The organism is Corynebacterium mycetoides, assembly GCF_900103625.1.
In the GTDB taxonomy this organism is placed as follows: domain Bacteria; phylum Actinomycetota; class Actinomycetes; order Mycobacteriales; family Mycobacteriaceae; genus Corynebacterium; species Corynebacterium mycetoides.
Map to the genome: position 1 here is coordinate 1,260,329 of NZ_LT629700.1, position 18,000 is coordinate 1,278,328.

Here is an 18,000-nt window from a genome sequence, read left to right on the forward strand (position 1 = left end):
TTACACATGTCGTGTGGGTTAAACGACAAAATGTGTGTCCGGATTCATCGATTTGTTTGGGTTGATCAGCGGTAATCCGGAAAGTATATGATCTTGGAGCTTATATCCGTCCCAGGGCGGCGAAATATTGGGGTGTGACAGCAGCGTGTGGTAGGCGCCGGTGTTGGCTTGATCAATGCCGAAGAACCAACCCCGATGCCAGGTGTGCGGCGGCGAGACGAAACGCAACGGGAAGACCTCCGCCAACCGCACCCGGTGGCGGTGCAAAATCTGCGGCGCTTCCACCACCAAGCAGCGCCCCGATATCACCAACTCCGCAGCCTTCGCAGCATTTATCGCCCACCTCACGACCGGTGCGAGCTTGAGAACCGCTGCTGCCGAAGCAGGGTGTCATCCGCGTACCCTGCAACGCCGGTTTGAATACTTCTGGCTAGTTGATGTCCCCGATCCCACGATCGGGCACGAAGGCCGGGTCTACGACCAGGTCTTCATCGACGGCACCTACACCGCCGGCGGGTGTCTCATCGTAGCCGCCACCTTGGATCACGTCATCGCCTGGCACTGGTGCACACGTGAGACCACCGGCGACTACCAAAAGCTCCTCGAACGTATCCCCGCGCCCCTGATCGCTGTCATCGACGGCGGCCAAGGCGCTGCCAGCGCAATCAAGACATGCTGGCCCACAACGAAAGTGCAGCGCTGCCTCGTCCACGCCCAACGCGTGGTACGCCGACACACCACCTCACGCCCACGCACCGATGCAGGACGAGCGATCTACCAGCTCGCGCTCAACCTCACGAAGATCACCGATCTTGACGAGGCGGCCGCGTGGGGTGCGCAGCTACACGAATACGGCAACGTCTACCGCGACTGGATGAACCAGAAAACGTGGACAACCGACCCGGCGACACGGCAACGCACCTGGTCATGGACGCATGAACGCACCCGCAAGGCCTACAACAGCCTCAACCACCTGTGGCGAAACAACCTACTGTTCGTCTACCTCGAACCACCCGACGGTGTCCTCGATGCCAACCGGATCAAATCCACCACCAACAGCCTTGAAGGCGGCATCAACGCCCAACTGAAACTGCTGACCCGCACCCACCGCGGACGATCCGGGGAGCATCAGCGTCGGATGCTGGAGTGGTGGCTGTATCTGCAAACGGAACTGCCTGACGATCCTGTTGAGATCGCCAGGCAGTCCAACTGGGGCCAGGACCAACTCGCCAAAGTATCCACCCTGACCCACAACGAGAACCACGCCGACCACGAAACCGGACGACCAGCCCTCTACGACAACGCTATCGACACCAACTACACACACTCAATCGGCATCCAAAAAGGCCACATCTAACCCCGCGACACGCCGACAACAGACACACATTTTGTCGTTTAACCCTGTCGTGTTAACCGGGCCCATATATGGGTTTGCCCCCCCAATCGGCGCGAACCGGGCGGGGGGGCAAGGTGTTCCCGAGGGAATAACGACAGCATGTTAGCTGATGGCGTTGACTGCCTCGCGCAGACGCTCAGCGTGGGTACCGGAGACCGGGATGAAGCCCTCAGCGGCGAGCTCGTCATCCTGGGAGTCGAGCGCGACGTTCAGGAAGTCCTTGACCATGTCGCGGGTCTGATCGTCGTAGCCCTTGGAGCAGACGATCTCGTAGGTGGTCAGAACCAGCGGGTAGGAGTCAGCCTCGTTGGAGGAGAACAGCTTCTCGGAGTCGACGACCATGTTGTGGCCCTCGGTCTTGAACTCCATGCCGTCCAGAGCCTTGCCGACGGTCTCGTCGGACAGCTCGACCGGGCCGTTGCCGAAGTCGATGTGGGCTGCGTTCTCAGCGAAGCCGGCCTCGACGTAGGTGATAGCACCCGGGATGGCGTTGACCTGCTCGGCGACACCGGTGGAGCCGTTAGCGCCGGCGCCCACCTCCTGCGGGAACGCCTTACCCTTGCCCTCCCACTTGCCGTCGGAGGCGGCGGCGAGGAACTTCTGGAAGTTGTCGGAGGTACCCGACTCGTCGGAGCGGTAGATCACGGAGATGCTCTCGTCCGGCAGCTCGGTGTCCGGGTTAGCCTCGGCGATGGCCGGGTCGTTCCAGGTGGTGATGTTGCCCTGGAAGATGTCGACGATGTTGTCGACGGTCAGGTTGAGGTCGTCCACACCGTCGAGGTTGTAGGCGACAGCGACCGGGCCGATGACCATCGGCAGGTGCCATGCCTCGTTGCCGCCGCAGCGGTCAGCGGCCGGCTGAACTTCCTCTTCCTTCAGCGGGGAGTCAGAGCCGGCGAAAGCGGCCTGGTTGCCGATGAAGTTCTTAATGCCGGCGCCGGAGCCGGTTGCGTTGTAGGCGAGGTTAGCGCCCGGAACGGCCTCGGAGTAGCGAGCGCCGAAGTAATCCATGGCGTTCTGCTGCGAGGTGGCGCCCTCCGCGACGAGCTGGCCGGTGGTGCCGGTCAGCTCAGCACCGGAAGCAGACTCGGAAGCCGTAGCGGTGTTGGTCTCGGTGGAGGTCTCAGCGACAGTGGTGCCGGTGGAAGCAGAGTCGTTGGAGTCACCGCAAGCGACGAGGGTTGCGGAGGATGCTGCGACGACACCGACGATGGCGGCGGTGCGCTTAAAGTTGCGAATCACGGGGTACCTTTCCGGTGCGAATTCAGATTAGAAGTCCGAGCATCGGATCCTGGTGGATAATGAGATCGGCCTGAATGAATTCAGGCAGACTTCATCCGATTACTCACAGTTGACTAAGGTACGTGTCAACGGTTAATCCCCGGTGACCCGACCGGTGAACAGTAGGTTAACTTTTGATGGTTTTCACATCTTCCCTAGTCGCGCCCGGTTTTTGGTACACAACGTGGCTCTCGGCAGTGTGAAACCCCAGCGCTTCGTACCTCGCTACCGCAGGTTCGTTGTCGGCCTCTACATACAGTTTGACCTGCTGGGCTCCGCGGCGCACGAGGTGTGCGAGACCGATTCTCACCAGCGGGTCCCCGAGCCCCTTGCGCCGGTAACCCGAGTCCAGCCCCACCACGTACACCTCGCCCGTTCCATCCGGGTGGACCTTCGTCCAGTGGAATCCCGCCAGCTCTTCGCCGTGGTACAGCAGCAACACCCCGTCCGGGTCGAACCACTCCGCCTCCATCCCGGCGTGCAGCCGAGCCTCGTCCCATCCCCCCTGCTCGGGGTGCCAGGAGAATGCGTCGTTGTTCGCCTTGAGCCACGCCCGCTCCACGTCGGCGCGGCCCCAGCGCCGGGTGGCCTCCGTGTAGTTCGTCGCGGTGTAACCCTCCGGCAGCTCCGGTACCTCCGCGGCGCCGCGCAGCGCGTCGCCGTCGACGCTCATCACGAGGAGCTCCCGGACGACGACGAAGCCGAGCTCCGCCGCCAACGCGCGCGCGGCCGGCAGGTTTCCGTGCGCCCACAGCCCCGCGTCATCCCTGCGCTCGAGGACGGCGCCCACCAGGGCGGTTCCGATCCCGCCGCCCCGGTGATCCGGATCCACCGCTAACTCCGCGGAGCCGTCGGGGGCCAGCGACGCGAGGCCGAGCACGCTACCGTCACCGTCACCGTCGCCGTCACCGTCACCGGAGCGGTAGGCGAAGTGGGTGTGCGCCAGGCGGGCGTCGTCAAGCCCTGCGAGAAACTGTTCGGAGAACGCCTCGACCCCGTCGTTCGCCTGGACCCGCTCCAGCATGCCGCGGACCGTGTCGCCGGGGAGCTTTACCTCTGTGATGCGATTCGTCATGTCGCCAGGTTACGGTATTAATAGGAGTATGAGGTTGAGCGGGAGCCGGCGATGGGCGGCAGGCAGCGTTGTAGTCGCCGCGCTGGCGGCAGCGGCTCTCGCGGCGGACACCGCGGCCGCCGCCAACGCCGAGCGCGCCCTGGCTGCATCCGCGGGAGGGGACGCGCGCCTGTCCGCCGTCCCCGGCGCCTACATCGCCGGCTTCCCCTTCGCCCAGGTCGCCGTGACAGGGAAAGTCCCCCGCGTGAGCGTCTCCGCGCTCGACGCCGAAGTTGACGGGCTGGGCGTAGTCAACGCGAGCGCCGAGGCATTCGAGGTGAAGGTCGCGCCCGAGCGCGCCGCCGCCGGCGACTTCTCCGGGTCCCGCGCGTCCATGGTGCGGCGCAACGTCCGGCTCGACGGTGTCGCGTTCGGCGCCCTGCTCGGGATGACCGACTTGGACATCTCCCACCCCTACGACATCTCGCCCGGCGGCGGGCCCGCCAGCGAAGCCCAGCTTAGGGGGACTGTGCCCGGCACGGACTCACCCAGCACCGTCGTGGTCACGCTGCGGCTGACCGACGGCATCTTCTCCATGCGCCCAAGCCTTCTGGTCGACACCCCCGAGGGCGAGGAGGACGAGATCCTCGCGGCCTACACTCTGGACCGCGACACCCGCGACCTGCCCTTGGGCGGCCCCGCCGACCTGGTCCAGCTCTCCGGGGGGTCAATAGAGTTCTCCCGCCAGCGCCTCAACACCACCCTCGGCGGCGACGATCTTTTGCCCCTGTCACCGCCAGCGCCTTCGGCACCGGCGGGCTAGCCTCCGGGTACGGTTGTGGGCATGAGCGAGACCCCCAACAACGAAACCAACCCCGCCGGCAGCCCCGCCCGCCGTATCGACGGCAGCGAGGCCGTCAACCTGGCCGCGGAGCAGTCGAAGAACACCGCCCACCGCAACATTCCCGGGCTCGGCTTCGAGTCCATGCCGCTGGCCGACGACACGGCCAACCTCCGCGAGGGCCCGTCGCTTCACGACGGCCTGTTGGCACTCCTGCCGCTTGTGGGCGTGTGGTCCGGCCACGGCCAGGCCAACGATAACGGGGACGAATACGCCTTCGGCCAGCAGCTCGTGATCTCCCACGACGGCGAGAACTACCTGCGCGTCGAGTCCCGGCTGTGGCGCCTCGACGCCGACGGCGAGCCGCAGGGCCCGGACCAGCGAGAAGTCGGTTTCTGGCGGATTTCAGCGGCAGACGAGATCGAGGTGACCCTGACCAACTCGCGCGGGCTGGTCGAGATCCTGTACGGCGAGCCCGTCAACGAGCGCGCCTGGCAGGTCACCAGCGCGTCCACCATCGTCACCGCCACAGGCCCGGATAAGCACGGGCCGGGCAAGCGGCTCTACGGCCTGATGCCCAACAACAACCTCGGCTGGGTCGACGAGCGCGTGGTGGACGGGGAGATGACGCCGTACATGTCCGCCGAATTGACGCGGGTGGCGGGCTAGGTCTGCTAGCGCTGCTAGGGCCGGTGCGCCTGCACGGCGGCGTCGACAAGCGCGGGGATCTCCTTGTCAGCGCCCGCGCCCAGCGGCCGGCCGTTGAGCTCGGTGACGCGCACGGCCTTGCGCACGGAGCTGACGAGCCACACGGACTCGGCGCCGTATATGTCGTCGACGTAGAGGTCTTTCGCTTTGCAGCGCCAGCCGTGGCGGCTCGCGTGGTCGAAGAGCGCCTGCTGCGTCGTGCCAGGCAGGATGTCGGCGTGCGGGGCCGGGGTGCGCAGCTTGTTGTCCTTGCGGACGATAACCACGGTCGACGTCGTCGCCTCGAGGACGCGGCCGTCCCTATGATCGACGTAGATTACGTCGTCGACCCCCTGCGAGCGCGCCCAGCGCAGGGCGGCCATCGACGCGGCGTAGTTGAGCGTCTTCGCCCCGACCGCGAGCCACGGCGCCGCGCCCTCGCCGCTGGCGATGGAGTAGCCCCGCGGCGCCGTCACGGCCTTCACGCCCTCGGCCCGCTGCGCGATTATCGACGCCTCCACCGGGCGCACGGTGAGCCACGCGGTGGGAACGCCGGTGGTCTCGCGGCCGCGTGTCATCGTCCAGACGCACTTCGCCTCCGCGTCCTCGCCCGCGGCTCCTCCTCTTTCCCGGTAGTAGTCGGACACCGCCTCGCGCGTGGCCTTGATCCAGTGGTCCACGCCCGGGTCCGGCAGATCCAGCGCCTCGGCTGACCGGCGGAAACGCTGGAGGTGTTTGTCGAGGTTCACGGGCTCCCCGCCGTGGATCAGCAGCGTCTCAAAAATGCCGTCGCCGCGCGTTACCGCCGCGTCGTCCCAGAACACGTGGGCGATGTTGGCGTTCTGCCTGCGGATCGAACCGCCGAAGGGTTCCACGAGGTAGATCACCGGCTGCGGGGGCAAGAGCGGGGAAGCCATGATGCCCCATTATGCACGTAAGATATTGTGCATGGAAACCGCTAGCCACTACCAATCTCCCCTGCTCACCACCGCCGGCGCGGCGGAGTTGCCGGACGCGGCCACCTCGCTTGTCGACGCCGCCGGCGTCGCCTGGCACTACGGCGACCCCCTCGGGGAGCAGCGCGCGCTGGCAAGCGGGGCAGTCGTGGTCGACCGCACGCACCGCGTGGTGATCTCCGTGGCCGGACCGGACGCCCCCACCTTCCTGAACAACCTGCTCTCCCAGAAACTGGTGGACGCGGCGGATGGATTCTCCGGCGCCGCCCTCGACCTGGACGTCCAGGGGCACATCCTCCACCACATGGACGTCGCCTCCTCCGACGGCACCTTTTACCTGGATGTCCCGGCGTACCAGGCGGGGACGCTTGAGGATTTCTTGTCCAAGATGGTCTTCTGGTCCGACGTGACCATCGAGACACCCGACCTCGGGGTGCTGACAATCCTGGGCCCGGCCCCGGCGCTGGAGGGCATTCGCGCGGTTACCGCCCGCAGCGTCGCATGGGGGCCGGGAGGAGCCACCCCGCGCACCGATCTGCTGGTGGAGAAGGGGCGCGTGCGCGAAGTCGTCGACACGCTGCGCGAGCGTGGGGTCCGGCTCGCGGGGCTGATGACGTTTACCGCCAAACGGGTCAAGGCTGGAGAGCCGGAGTTGCGTGCGGATTTGGACGGCAAGTCGATCCCCCATGAGGCCCCGGCCCTAATCAACCGTGGTGGGCGGGTCGCCGCGGTGCACCTGGACAAGGGCTGCTACCGCGGCCAGGAAACCGTGGCGCGCGTGGAAAACCTCGGGCGCTCCCCCCGGCTGCTCGTCATGCTGCAACTCGACGGCTCCGCCCCGGTGGACCCGGTTCCCGGGGCCGACGTCACCCTTGCGGGGCGTCGGGCGGGGAGGCTCGGCACTGTCGTGCACGACGCCGATTACGGCCCGATCGCGCTCGCGCTCATCAAGCGCTCCGCCCTCGACGGCGGCGACCTCACGATCGAGGGGCCCGCGCCCGTCGCGGCAACCGTCGACCCCGATTCTCTCCCCCTGGACGAAGGGGAGAAGGCCGGACGGAGGGCAGTCGAAAGGTTGAGAGGCGGCGAATAGTTTGACCTATTAGTGCAGGTTAACGGGCGGTTAAGAATTTTGGCGCGCGACAGGCTATAGTGTCCCACAGGACTATTCTGATACGACGATGAGAGGTCGCCCGTGTTGTACGGGCCACCCACAGAACCACCTCAAGGGGGTCACGCCATGGGTCGCGGACGCGCCAAAGCAAAGCAGACCAAGGTTGCTCGCCAGCTTAAGTACCACACTCCTGACATGGATCTGGATTCGCTCCAGCGCGAACTCTCGGGCCAGGCCCCGACGCGCGGCTTCAGCGATGCAGACGATGACATGGATGACCTGTACAAGGAGTACTCCGACTGGGACGCGGAGCGTAAACGCTAATCTCCCCGTAAGCACGCATGCACCCGGCCCCTTTAAAATGGGCGCGGGTGCGCTTGCGTCTCTAGAACTGCGGGTGGGCTCCGCTAAGTTCCGCCCGGCGCGATTCGCCTTCGGCCGCGGGCCGGACCTCGCCCAGAACCCAACTGTCAATGTGGCGCGCCGCCAGGATCGCCAGCGCACGGTCGCGGTCCTCCGGAGCGACGACGGCGACCATTCCGACGCCCATGTTGAACGTCTTTTCCATCTCGTCTCGCGGAACGTCGCCCACCGCCTGGATGTAGCGGAAGATCGGGCCCGGCGTCCACGTGGAGCGGTTCATCTCGGCGACCTTGCCCGCGGGAATGATGCGCTCCATGTTGCCGGCTAGGCCACCGCCGGTGACGTGGCAGAAGGTGCGCACGGAGCATTCGGACGCCAGCGCTAGGCAGTCGAGGGCGTAGATGCGCGTCGGCTCCAGCAGCTCTTCCCCGAGGGTGCGTCCCAGCTCGTCGACGTGGCCGTCAAGCGGCAGCCCGGCGCGCTCCAGCAGGACGTGCCGGGCCAGGGAGTAGCCGTTGGAGTGCAGGCCGGACGAGGCCATGCCGATGATCACGTCGCCGTCGCGGACCCGGTCCGGGCCCAGCAGCTCGTCGGCCTCGACGACGCCCACCGCGGTGGCGGAGACGTCGTAGTCCTCCGGGTCCATCACGCCCGGGTGCTCTGCGGTCTCCCCGCCCAGCAGCGCGCAGCCCGCCTGCACGCAACCCTCCGCGATGCCGGAGACGATCTCGGCGACCTTTTCCGGGACGACCTTGCCAATGGCGATGTAGTCCTGCAAGAACAACGGCTCGGCGCCGCACACCACGAGGTCGTCCACGCACATCGCCACCAAGTCGATGCCGATGGTGTCGTGCTTGTCCATGGCCTGGGCGACGGCCAGCTTGGTGCCCACTCCGTCGGAGCCCGCGGCGAGCAGCGGCTCACGGTACTTGCCCAGCGCGAACAGCCCCGCGAAGCCACCCAGGCCGCCCCGGACCTCGGGCCTCGAGGCGCGCTTGGCCAGCGGGGCGAACAGCTCCACGGCCTTGTCGCCGGCCTCGATGGACACACCAGCCGCCTCGTAGGAAACCGGCTGCGTGCTGGAATTGGGGTTGTGCTCCTGTGCCATAACTAGTTGTCGCCTCTCTGCATCCGTCGAACGAGCTCGGCATTGGGGTTGCCATCCGGCAGACCGAGCGGGTAAGAGCCGGTGAAGCAGGCTGTGCACAGATTCTGCGCCGGCTGTTTCGTAGCGGCGATCATGTCCTCGGTGGACACGAACGCCAGGGAATCCGCACCGATCATAGTGCGGATGGATTCGCGCACGGCGGCTTCGTCGTGGCCGCCGCCGTTGTTCGCAATGAGCTCGCCCGGGCTGGCGAAGTCAATGCCGTAGAAGCACGGCCACTTCACCGGCGGGGACGCGATGCGCACATGCACCTCGGCCGCGCCCGCCTCGCGCAGCATCTTGATCAGCTTGTTCTGCGTGTTGCCGCGGACGATGGAGTCGTCGACGACGATGAGCCTCTTGCCCTCGATGATCTCGCGCACCGGGTTGAGCTTCAGCCGCAGGCCGAGCTGGCGCAGCGTGTCCGAGGGCTGAATGAACGTCCTGCCCACATAGGCGTTCTTCATCAGGCCCTGCTTGAACGGGATGCCGGATTCCTCCGCGTACCCGATCGCCGCGGGCGTACCCGACTCCGGCACCGGCATAACCAAGTCTGCCTCCACCGGCTCCACCCGGGAGAGGCGCTTGCCGATCTCGATGCGCGACGCGTGCACCGAGCGGCCCTCGATGACCGAATCGGGGCGGGCGAGATAGACGTACTCGAACACGCAGTGCGCTCGCGGGGCCTCGGCGAAACGCTCGGAGTGAACGCCGGTCTCATCAATCGTGATCAGCTCGCCCGGCTCGATGGCGCGCACATGCGTCGCACCCACGATGTCCAGCGCGCACGTCTCCGAGGCGACGACCCAGCCGCGCTCGAGGCGGCCCAGCGACAGCGGGCGCACCCCGTGCGGGTCACGCGCGGCGTAGAGCGTGTGGCCGTCGGTGAACATGAAGCAGAACGCGCCCTTGATCGTGGGCAGGAGCTGCCGGGCCGCCTCGAGGACCGTCGTATCGCCCTGGATCGCATCCGCCAACAGCGCCGAAACAACCGCGGTGTCCGAGGAGGACCCCTGCCCCTTGACGCCTTCCTGGGGAATCAGGTTCCGCTCGATCGCCTTGGCCTGGAGTTCCATGTAGTTGGTCAGGTTGCCGTTGTGGGCCAGCGCCAAGTCCGTGCCGTTCGGAGAGGTGCGGAACATCGGCTGGACGTTCTCCCAGCTGTTGCCGCCGGCCGTGGAGTAGCGGGTGTGGCCAATCGCGACATCGCCCTGCAGGGCGTCGAGAATCGACTGGTCGAACACCTGCGACACCAGGCCCGTATCTTTGAACACCACGATGTTCTCGTGATCGCCCACCGCGATCCCCGCGCCCTCCTGGCCGCGGTGCTGCAAGGCGAACAGGCCGAAGTACGTGAGCTTGGATACATCCTCCCCCGGGGCCCACACCCCGAATACGCCGCACTCGTCGTTGGGGATGTCTTCGCTAGTGTCGCCAGTACCGCCAGTATCCTGTGTACTCAAGGTTTGCACGTGCCCCACCCTATCGGATTACCCCGCCGCAATAGCAATCACGGGAAGGCCTCGGGCCACCTCCGCGGCCCGGGCGCCGGAGGCGTCGATAAGCCCCTGCTCGAGCGCGTCATCGAAAGAGACGAGCCCCGTGGCGACTTTGAGCCAGGTCTGCGGATCCATCTCCACCACATTGGGGGGCGTGCCGCGGGTGTGCCGGGGGCCGTCGACGCACTGCACGGCGACAAACGGGGGGATCCGCAGCTCCACGGCGTGGCCCGGCAGTTCGTCGGCCAGGGTACGGGCTGTTGTGCGGCAGGCGTCGGCAAGCTGCTTGCGCGACGGCGGGGTGGCGCTGCCACCGCGAAGCCACCCCGCAACCGCCTCCACCGCCTGCCGCGTCGCAGCGGGATCACTCTTACGCACCGTCATTTACAACATACTAATGTGTTCAGTCATGGCATCCCCCGTTGAAACTACTAAATCCCCGCTGGTGACCCTGCGCTTCATGGCCGCGCCTAACGACGTCCTGCTGGCCGGCGCGCAGGGAGTGTCCGGCGGACGCGTACTCGAATGGATTGACAAGGCCGCCTACGCCTGCGCGGTGCAGTGGTCCGGCACGTACTGCGTCACGGCCTATGTGGGCCACATCCACTTCACCCGCCCGATCCCCTCGGGACACCTGGTCGAGGTACGCTCGCGCATCGCCATGACGGGGAACACCTCCATGCACATCGTCAACGAGGTCTTATCCGCCGACCCGCGCGACGGAGTATTCACCCGCGCCTGCGACTGCCTGGTCATTTTCGTGGCCAAAGACCCGGAAACCGGCGGAACCAAGCCCGTTCCCACCTTCACGCCCTCCACCGAGGAGGAGGAGCGCGTGCTCGACGCCGCGCTCTCCCGAATCAGCCTGCGCAATGCCATCGAGCAGGAGATGAGCAAGCAGACGTACACGGACGACTCGACCGCGCCGCGAGTGATCCACCGGTTCTTGGCCAAACCCACCGACATGAACTGGGGCGGCAAGGTCCACGGCGGCAGCGCGATGGAATGGATCGACGAGGCGGGTGTGGCGTGCACGATGGAGTGGTCCGGCGAACGCACCGTGGCCGTCTACGCCGGCGGCATCCGCTTCCGGAAGCCGATCTCTATCGGTGACCTCGTGGAGGTGGACGCGCGGCTCACCCGCACGGACGCCCGCTCGATGCACCTCGTCATTCAGGTGCGCTCCGGAAACCCGCGCGGCGGGCGCGACTCCCTCTCCCCCGCCATCCACGCGACGTTCACCTACGTCGGCGTGGATCTCGACGGCCAGCCCCTCCCCGCGCGCCAGTTCACCCCGGTGACGGAGGAGGATAAGCGCCTCTGGGAGCACACCCAGACGCTGAAGAACTTGCGCCAGGAGTACGCCCCCATGCCGCTGGTGCGCCCGAACGACGCCCAGCAGCGCATCTCCTAGGATCCGCTACGCCGGCGAGTTCGGCGCCATGGCGTGGTCGAACAGCGCCGGGAGGGTTTCCCGCCACGCCTGGGCGAGCTCCGAGACGGCGACGGTCTCGCCGGCGACGGTGTACTCGCCCGTCGACGTCGTCGTGCCGACCACGGCCACGGGGACGCCGGCCTCGGTAGCGCGCTGCACCGCGGTGTCGGCGCGGTCCGCGGTCACCGCGATGAGGACGCGGGAGGCCGACTCGGAGAACATCGCGGTGAACGCGTCCTCATGCACGCCGGTGAGGTCCAGGTCAGCGCCCTTGCCGGAGCCGAGGAGCATCTCGAACACCGCCTGGGCGAGGCCGCCCTCGGAAAGGTCGTGCGCCGCGGAGACCGCCGTGTTGTCCGCGAAGAACTGCGCGAGGCGCTCCTCATTGGCGAGGTCGACGCGCGGCGGCAGCCCGCTCAGGCCCTGCCCGGAGACCTCCTGCCACACGGATCCGCCGAACTCGTCGAAGGTTTCGCCGAGGAGGATGAGCTTGAATTCTCCCTCGTCGTTGTCCGCGTCGATCACCGGCAGGGCGTGGCCGATGGTCTGCTCCACGTTTTCGATCACGCCGAGCACGCCCACGACCGGGGTCGGCAGGATGGGGGTGTCGCCCGTCTGGTTGTAGAAGGACACGTTTCCGCCGGAGACGGGGATGCCGAGCTCAACGGCGCCGTCGGCAAGCCCGTGCACGGCCTCGCGGAACTGCCACATCACGTCCGGGTTCTCGGGCGATCCGAAGTTGAGGCAGTTGGTGACGGCCACCGGCCGCGCGCCGGTGACAGCAACGTTGCGGTAGGCCTCCGCCAGCGCCAGGCGCGCGCCCATGTTCGGGTCGAGGTAGGTGTAGCGCCCGGACGCGTCCGCCGACACGGCGACGCCGCGGTTGTTCTCCTCGTTGATGCGCAGGACGCCGGAATCGGCGTGCTGGGCCTGCACGGTGTTTCCGCGCACGTAGCGGTCGTACTGCTGGGTGATGAAGTCGCGCGAGCACAGGGCCGGCGAGGCGACCATGCGCAGCCACGCTTCACGCAGCTCGCCGGGCTTGTCGACGCCCACCTCACGCTGCACGTCATCCTGCCACGCGGGCCGGGCCCACGGCCGCTCGTACACCGGCGCCTCGTCCGCGATCGTCGACGGCGGGGCGTCCACCACGACCTCGCCATTGTGGGTGACCACCAGGCGGTCCCCCTCCCCGGTGACCTCGCCGATGACGGCGGCATTGACGTCCCACTTCGCGCAGATCTCCATGAAGCGGTCCACGTTGCCCGGCTCCACGACGGCGCACATGCGCTCCTGGGACTCGGAGGCGAGGATCTCTGCCGCGGACATGTTCTCGGCGCGCAGCGGCACAGCATCCAGGTTGACGCGCATCCCGCCGTCACCGGCGGCGGCGAGCTCGGAGGTCGCGCAGGCCAGGCCGGCACCTCCCAAATCCTGGATGCCCACCACAACGTCGGAGTGGTAGAGCTCGAGGCAGCACTCAATGAGCACCTTCTCGGCGAAGGGGTCTCCCACCTGCACGGCGGGGAGCTTGCGACCCGCGCCCTCGTCGAAGGACTCGGACGCGAGCACCGAGACGCCGCCGATGCCGTCTAGGCCGGTCCGGGAACCGAACAAAATGACCTTGTTGCCGGTGCCGGATGCGAACGCCAGCTTGAGGTCCTCCACCTTGAGCGTGCCCACGCACAGGGCGTTGACCAGCGGGTTTCCCGAGTATGTCTCGTCAAAGACGGTTTCGCCGCCGATGTTGGGCAGGCCGAGGCAGTTGCCGTAGCCACCGATGCCGGCGACGACGCCGGGCAGAACACGCTTAGTGTCCTCGGCGTCCGCCGCGCCGAAGCGCAGCTGGTCCATCACCGCGATCGGGCGCGCGCCCATCGCCATGATGTCGCGGACGATGCCGCCGACACCCGTCGCCGCGCCCTGGTAAGGCTCGACGTAGGAGGGGTGATTGTGGGACTCCACGCGGAAGGTCACCGCGTCGCCGCCCCCGATGTCGACCACGCCGGCGTTCTCTCCAATGCCGGCCAAAAGCTTGGAGCCCATCTCCTCGGTCATCGTCTCGCCGAAGTAGCGCAGGTGCACCTTCGAGGACTTGTACGAGCAGTGCTCGGACCACATGACGGAGTACACGGTGAGCTCCGCGTCCGTCGGACGGCGGCCGAGGATGTCCACGATGCGCTGGTATTCGTCGTCCTTGAGCCCCAGCTCACGGTAGGGCTGCGCCTGCTCGGGGGTCGCCTTGGCATTGTCGACGGTGTCGTTGTGCACAGTCATCGCTTACGCTCCGATCGAAGAAATCGCGGACAGGAACAGGCCCAGGCCGTCTGCCGACGGGCCGGTGAGCGCCTCAATGGCGTGCTCCGGGTGGGGCATGAGACCGACGACGCGCCCCGTTTCGTTGGTCACCCCGGCGATGGAGTTGATCGAGCCGTTGAAGTTATCCGTGTAACGGAACACCACGCGGCCCTCCTTTTCCAGCGCCTCAATCGTCTCCGGGGACGCCTGGAAGCGGCCCTCGCCGTGCTTGGCGGGAACCAGGATCTTCTGCCCCGGCTCGAGCGACGACGTCCACGCCGTGGAGGTGTTCTCCACCACGAGGTGGGTGTCCACGCAGTGGAACAACAGCCCCTGGTTGCGGGTCAGCGCCCCCGGCAGCAGGCCCGCCTCGGTGAGAATCTGGAACCCGTTGCAGATGCCCAGCACGGGCATGCCCTTCTTCGCCGCCTCTACCACCGCGCCCATCATGGGCGCCTGGGCGGCGATGGCGCCGGAGCGCAGGTAGTCACCGTAGGAGAACCCCCCTGGGACGATGACCGCATCCACCCCGCTTACGTCATTGTCAGCGTGCCAGAGCTCCTTCGGCTCCGCGCCCGCCAGGCGGACGGCGCGCAGCGCGTCCACGTCATCGAGCGTTCCGGGGAAGGTGATCACTCCGATGGTTGCGGTCATCGAACGACCTCGAAGTCCTCGATCACGGTGTTCGCCAGGAGAGTTTCGGCGAGCCGCTCGAGCTCCGCGTCAGTGACCGAGTCATCGACCTCGATTTCGAAGCGCTTTCCCTGGCGCACATCCGCCACGCCGCTCACCCCGATTCGACCGAGCGCGCGCGCAACGGCCTGGCCCTGCGGATCAAGAATTTCTGCCTTCGGCATGACATTAACGACGACACGTGCCATGGGGGTCCTTCGCTTTTAGGTAGGTCACAAGACGCGCCCAGTATATCGGACGTTGAGACACGCCCTAATTCACGGTTTTGTTGCTGATGGGCGTCGATAAGCGGGGGCGATATGACGCTCGCGTTAACGGCCGGGGAACACTCGCCCGCCACCCAGCGAACCCATCAGAAGCGGGTTACTTTCGTACATGACTGTCCAGTCGCGCCCCTCACTTGACCACAGAAGGAAAACCCGTGTCTTTCTCCCGTGCAGCTTTCAGCGGCGCCGTGGCTATCGCCATTGTCGCAGGTACCGTTTCCATCTCCGCCGTGGGCACCCCCGTCGCCGTAGCCGCCCCAGACGGCTCCACTGTTGTGATCAACGAGGTCTACGGGGGAGGTGGTAACTCGGGCTCGGTGCTCAACAACGACTTCGTTGAGTTGTACAACCCGACGGGCGCGCCGATCGACGTGACCGGCTGGGTGATCGAGCAGCGCTCCGCTTCCAACGGATTGGGCGGGAAGGCGACACTCACCGGCGTCGTCCCGGCGAAGGGGTACTTCCTCGTGCAAGGCGCCGCGGGCAACAACTCCCCAGAGCCTGGGCCCGCCCCGGACGCCACCGCAACCTTCAATTTCTCCGGCAAACAAGCGGTCGCCGTGCTTAACGACGCAAGCGGTGCCCGAGTCGACCTCGTCGGCTGGGGCACAGCCACCCAGTTCGAGGGTGCCGCAGCACCGGCAACCGCCAACTCGACGTCCATCCAGCGCGCGGCCGTGGGCGTGGACACCGACAACAACGCCGCCGACTTCATCGTCGGCGCGCCGACGCCTGTGAACTCGGGCGCGGAAGGGGCCCCGACGGATCCCGTCGACCCCGCACCCATCCCAGGCACCGTCACCCCGATCGCCCAGATCCAGGGCACTAGCGACGACTCGCCCCTGGCCGGCCAGACGGTGACCACTGAGGGCGTCGTCACCGCGGTCTACCCCGAAGGCGGGAAGAACGGCTTCTACCTGCAGACCGCCGGCACGGGTGCGACGCCCAAGAACCCCGGCGACGCATCCGACGGCGTCTTCGTTTACATGGGCTCCCGCACCGACTACCCCGCCGCCGGCGTATCCGTCAGCGTCACTGGCTCGGTGAGCGAGTACTACGAGGTCACCCAGATCACGGCCTCGGCGGTCACCGCCCTGCCGACTCCGCTCGCCGCACCGGCTGCCGTCCAGATCGACACCCTGCCCGCCGGGTCCGCCGCCCGAGAGCCGTACGAGGGCATGTTGGTGCGCCCCACGGGCGACTACACGGTGACCGACAACTACTCGCTCAACTCGTTCGGCGAGATCGGGCTCGCTCCGGGCACCGCCGCCCACCGCACCCCGACGGACGTGGTCCTGCCGGGTGCGGAGGCGAACGCCCTCCAGGCCGAGCAGGACGCCGAGGTGGTCTACCTCGACGACGGCCGCACCCGCAACTACCTCTCGGGTGACAAGAGCACCCCGCTGCCGTACTTGGTCACCTCCGATGGGGGCATCAAGTCCCTGCGAACAGGAGATGCCGTCGACTTCCAGACCGACGTGGTGGTCGACTACTCCCACAACGTCTGGCGCTTCCAGCCGCTCGAGCCCATCACCGGCAAGAATACTGCGGCGCAACTGCCCGTCACCTGGCAGGACTCCCGCGCCGCGACGCTCGATGTCCCCGCGACCGTTCAGGGCGACTTCTCCATTGCGTCCTTCAACGTGTTGAACTACTTCACCACGCTCGGCGAGACGGAGGCCGGCTGCACGGCGTACAACGACATGTACGGCAACCCGGTTGCCACAAACGGCTGCGATGTGCGCGGCGCCTACTCCCAGAATGCGTTCCAGGATCAGCAGGCCAAGATCGTCAACGCCATCAACCGCCTTGACGTCAGCGTCCTCGGCCTCGAGGAGATCGAGAACACCTCCACCGTCACCGGCGATGTCGCCCGCCGCGACGAGGCGCTGAGCACGCTTGTCGACGCCCTCAACGCCGCCGGGGGCAACTGGGCGTACGTGAACTCCCCCACCGAACTGGGCACCGACGAGGACTACATCCGCGTCGCGTTCATCTACAACAAGGACGAGGTTGTCCCCGTCGGCGAGTCGCGCATCTTCGACGACCCCGCCTTCACCGGCACCGCCCGCCAGCCGCTGGCGCAGGAGTTCGCCCCGGCCGGCGAAACGGGCGGCCAGAGCTTCGTGGCCATTGTCAACCACTTCAAGTCCAAGGGATCCGTGGTTAACGGCGACGCCGACACCGGCGACGGCCAGGGCAACAACCCGAATGTGCGCCTGGCGCAGTCCACCGCGCTCATCGATCACCTCGAGGAGCAGGACGACTGGGCCGACAAGCCCGTCTTCATCCTCGGCGACCTGAACTCCTACTCCAAGGAGGACGCCGTCCGCTACCTCGAGCAGCAGGGATTCACCAACATTCAGTCCCGCCGCGACTTCGATGGCGCCTCCTACCAGTTCGACGGTCAGCTCGGTTCCCTCGATCACGTCATGGGCAACGAGGCCGCGATGAAGCTGGTGCAGGACGCCGCAGTCTGGAACATCAACGCCGACGAATCCGTCGCCTTCGAATACTCCCGCCGCAACTACAACGTGCAGGACTTCTTCGAGGCGGACAACCCGTTCCGCTCCTCCGACCACGACCCGATCAAAGTCGGTTTCAACCTGGCCTCCGAGCCGACTGAGCCTACCGAGCCGAGCGAGCCGGCTGAATCATCCTCGCTGAGTTCTCTTTCGAACGTTTTCAGCGGCATCATCTGGGCGCTCGTGGGCGCCACCGGGGTCGTCGCACTTATCGTCGCCGCGCTCAATGCTCTCTACCCGGGAGGCGCTTCGGCTGTCCTTGCCCGTATAGGGTTGTAACCCCCAGGGACTCTGCAGCGGCGGAGTCCCACCGTAAAAACCCCCAGGGACTCTGCAGCGGCGGAGTCCCACCGTAAAAACCCCAGGGACTCTGCAGCGGCGGAGTCCCACCGTAAAAACCCCAGGGACTCTGCAGCGGCGGAGTCCCACCGTAAAAACCCCAGGG

General features: G+C 66.7%; 17 protein-coding genes. 7 read left to right on the plus strand and 10 right to left on the minus strand.

The features are described from left to right. Positions 1-18: 18 nt before the first annotated feature. Complete coding sequence (locus BLS40_RS11070; protein ID WP_172807979.1) at positions 19-291, minus strand: hypothetical protein; 273 nt, start codon at positions 289-291, stop codon at positions 19-21. Here BLS40_RS11070 and BLS40_RS06090 point away from each other — a divergent pair. Then, positions 176-1,357 (plus strand): IS1249 family transposase, encoded by a 1,182-nt coding sequence (locus tag BLS40_RS06090; protein WP_092148108.1) that lies wholly within the window; start codon positions 176-178, stop codon positions 1,355-1,357. The genes BLS40_RS11070 and BLS40_RS06090 overlap by 116 nt on opposite strands. A 141-nt stretch (positions 1,358-1,498) precedes the next feature. Here the strand turns inward: BLS40_RS06090 and pstS are convergent, their stop codons facing one another. Together pstS and mshD are read right to left on the minus strand one after the other, a co-directional pair. After that, on the minus strand, positions 1,499-2,638 hold the full coding sequence (gene pstS, locus BLS40_RS06095; RefSeq protein ID WP_092150083.1) for a phosphate ABC transporter substrate-binding protein PstS: 1,140 nt from the start codon (positions 2,636-2,638) through the stop codon (positions 1,499-1,501). Between the two features lie 166 nt (positions 2,639-2,804). Then, the gene (gene mshD, locus BLS40_RS06100) at positions 2,805-3,752 is read right to left on the minus strand and encodes a mycothiol synthase (protein WP_092150086.1); all 948 of its coding nucleotides are present in this window, start codon (positions 3,750-3,752) and stop codon (positions 2,805-2,807) included. A 34-nt stretch (positions 3,753-3,786) separates the two neighbouring features. On the opposite strand from mshD, the gene BLS40_RS06105 reads away from it, so the two are divergent. Then, positions 3,787-4,554, plus strand: a complete 768-nt coding sequence (locus tag BLS40_RS06105; RefSeq protein WP_231908398.1) for an LmeA family phospholipid-binding protein — start codon at positions 3,787-3,789, stop codon at positions 4,552-4,554. A gap of 21 nt (positions 4,555-4,575) precedes the next feature. Continuing rightward, a complete protein-coding gene (locus BLS40_RS06110; RefSeq protein ID WP_092150092.1) occupies positions 4,576-5,241 on the plus strand; it encodes an FABP family protein in 666 nt (221 codons plus the stop codon). 14 nt (positions 5,242-5,255) lie between these two features. Here BLS40_RS06110 and BLS40_RS06115 read toward each other — a convergent pair whose 3' ends face one another. Continuing rightward, complete coding sequence (locus tag BLS40_RS06115; RefSeq protein ID WP_092150095.1) at positions 5,256-6,176, minus strand: aminodeoxychorismate lyase; 921 nt, start codon at positions 6,174-6,176, stop codon at positions 5,256-5,258. 31 nt (positions 6,177-6,207) lie between these two features. Here BLS40_RS06115 and ygfZ point away from each other — a divergent pair, with 31 nt between their 5' ends. Together ygfZ and BLS40_RS06125 are read left to right on the plus strand one after the other, a co-directional pair. Continuing rightward, positions 6,208-7,308 carry a CAF17-like 4Fe-4S cluster assembly/insertion protein YgfZ gene (ygfZ, locus tag BLS40_RS06120; protein WP_092150098.1) on the plus strand — a complete coding sequence of 367 codons (1,101 nt, stop codon included), beginning with the start codon at positions 6,208-6,210 and terminating at the stop codon, positions 7,306-7,308. Positions 7,309-7,455: 147 nt separating this feature from the next. Then, positions 7,456-7,653 (plus strand): DUF3073 domain-containing protein, encoded by a 198-nt coding sequence (locus BLS40_RS06125; RefSeq protein WP_092150101.1) that lies wholly within the window; start codon positions 7,456-7,458, stop codon positions 7,651-7,653. Positions 7,654-7,714: 61 nt separating this feature from the next. On the opposite strand, the gene purM is transcribed toward BLS40_RS06125, so the two are convergent. Genes purM through BLS40_RS06140 form a run of 3 tightly spaced genes read right to left on the minus strand, consistent with a single transcriptional unit; the run spans position 7,715 to position 10,722 of the window. Next, positions 7,715-8,800: a phosphoribosylformylglycinamidine cyclo-ligase gene (gene purM, locus BLS40_RS06130; protein WP_092150104.1), complete on the minus strand. Its 1,086-nt coding sequence runs from the start codon at positions 8,798-8,800 to the stop codon at positions 7,715-7,717. Between the two features lie 2 nt (positions 8,801-8,802). Next, the gene (purF, locus tag BLS40_RS06135; RefSeq protein ID WP_092150107.1) at positions 8,803-10,311 is read right to left on the minus strand and encodes an amidophosphoribosyltransferase; all 1,509 of its coding nucleotides are present in this window, start codon (positions 10,309-10,311) and stop codon (positions 8,803-8,805) included. A gap of 18 nt (positions 10,312-10,329) precedes the next feature. Beyond that, positions 10,330-10,722, minus strand: a complete 393-nt coding sequence (locus BLS40_RS06140) for a sterol carrier family protein (protein WP_092150110.1) — start codon at positions 10,720-10,722, stop codon at positions 10,330-10,332. A gap of 25 nt (positions 10,723-10,747) precedes the next feature. Here BLS40_RS06140 and BLS40_RS06145 point away from each other — a divergent pair, with 25 nt between their 5' ends. Further along, the gene (locus BLS40_RS06145; RefSeq protein WP_092150113.1) at positions 10,748-11,752 is read left to right on the plus strand and encodes an acyl-CoA thioesterase; all 1,005 of its coding nucleotides are present in this window, start codon (positions 10,748-10,750) and stop codon (positions 11,750-11,752) included. A gap of 6 nt (positions 11,753-11,758) precedes the next feature. On the opposite strand, the gene purL is transcribed toward BLS40_RS06145, so the two are convergent. The 3 genes from purL to purS are packed head-to-tail and all read right to left on the minus strand — an operon-like array spanning position 11,759 to position 14,952. Continuing rightward, the gene (purL, locus tag BLS40_RS06150; RefSeq protein ID WP_092150116.1) at positions 11,759-14,050 is read right to left on the minus strand and encodes a phosphoribosylformylglycinamidine synthase subunit PurL; all 2,292 of its coding nucleotides are present in this window, start codon (positions 14,048-14,050) and stop codon (positions 11,759-11,761) included. Between the two features lie 3 nt (positions 14,051-14,053). Next, positions 14,054-14,725, minus strand: coding sequence for a phosphoribosylformylglycinamidine synthase subunit PurQ (purQ, locus tag BLS40_RS06155; RefSeq protein ID WP_092150119.1), 672 nt, complete (start codon positions 14,723-14,725; stop codon positions 14,054-14,056). Continuing rightward, entirely contained in the window at positions 14,722-14,952 is a 231-nt protein-coding gene (purS, locus tag BLS40_RS06160; RefSeq protein ID WP_092150122.1) for a phosphoribosylformylglycinamidine synthase subunit PurS, read from the minus strand. The genes purQ and purS overlap by 4 nt, the downstream gene beginning before the upstream one ends. Positions 14,953-15,185: 233 nt before the next feature. Between purS and BLS40_RS06165 the strand changes: the two genes are divergently transcribed. Further along, on the plus strand, positions 15,186-17,834 hold the full coding sequence (locus BLS40_RS06165) for an ExeM/NucH family extracellular endonuclease (RefSeq protein WP_092150125.1): 2,649 nt from the start codon (positions 15,186-15,188) through the stop codon (positions 17,832-17,834). Positions 17,835-18,000: the final 166 nt, after the last annotated feature.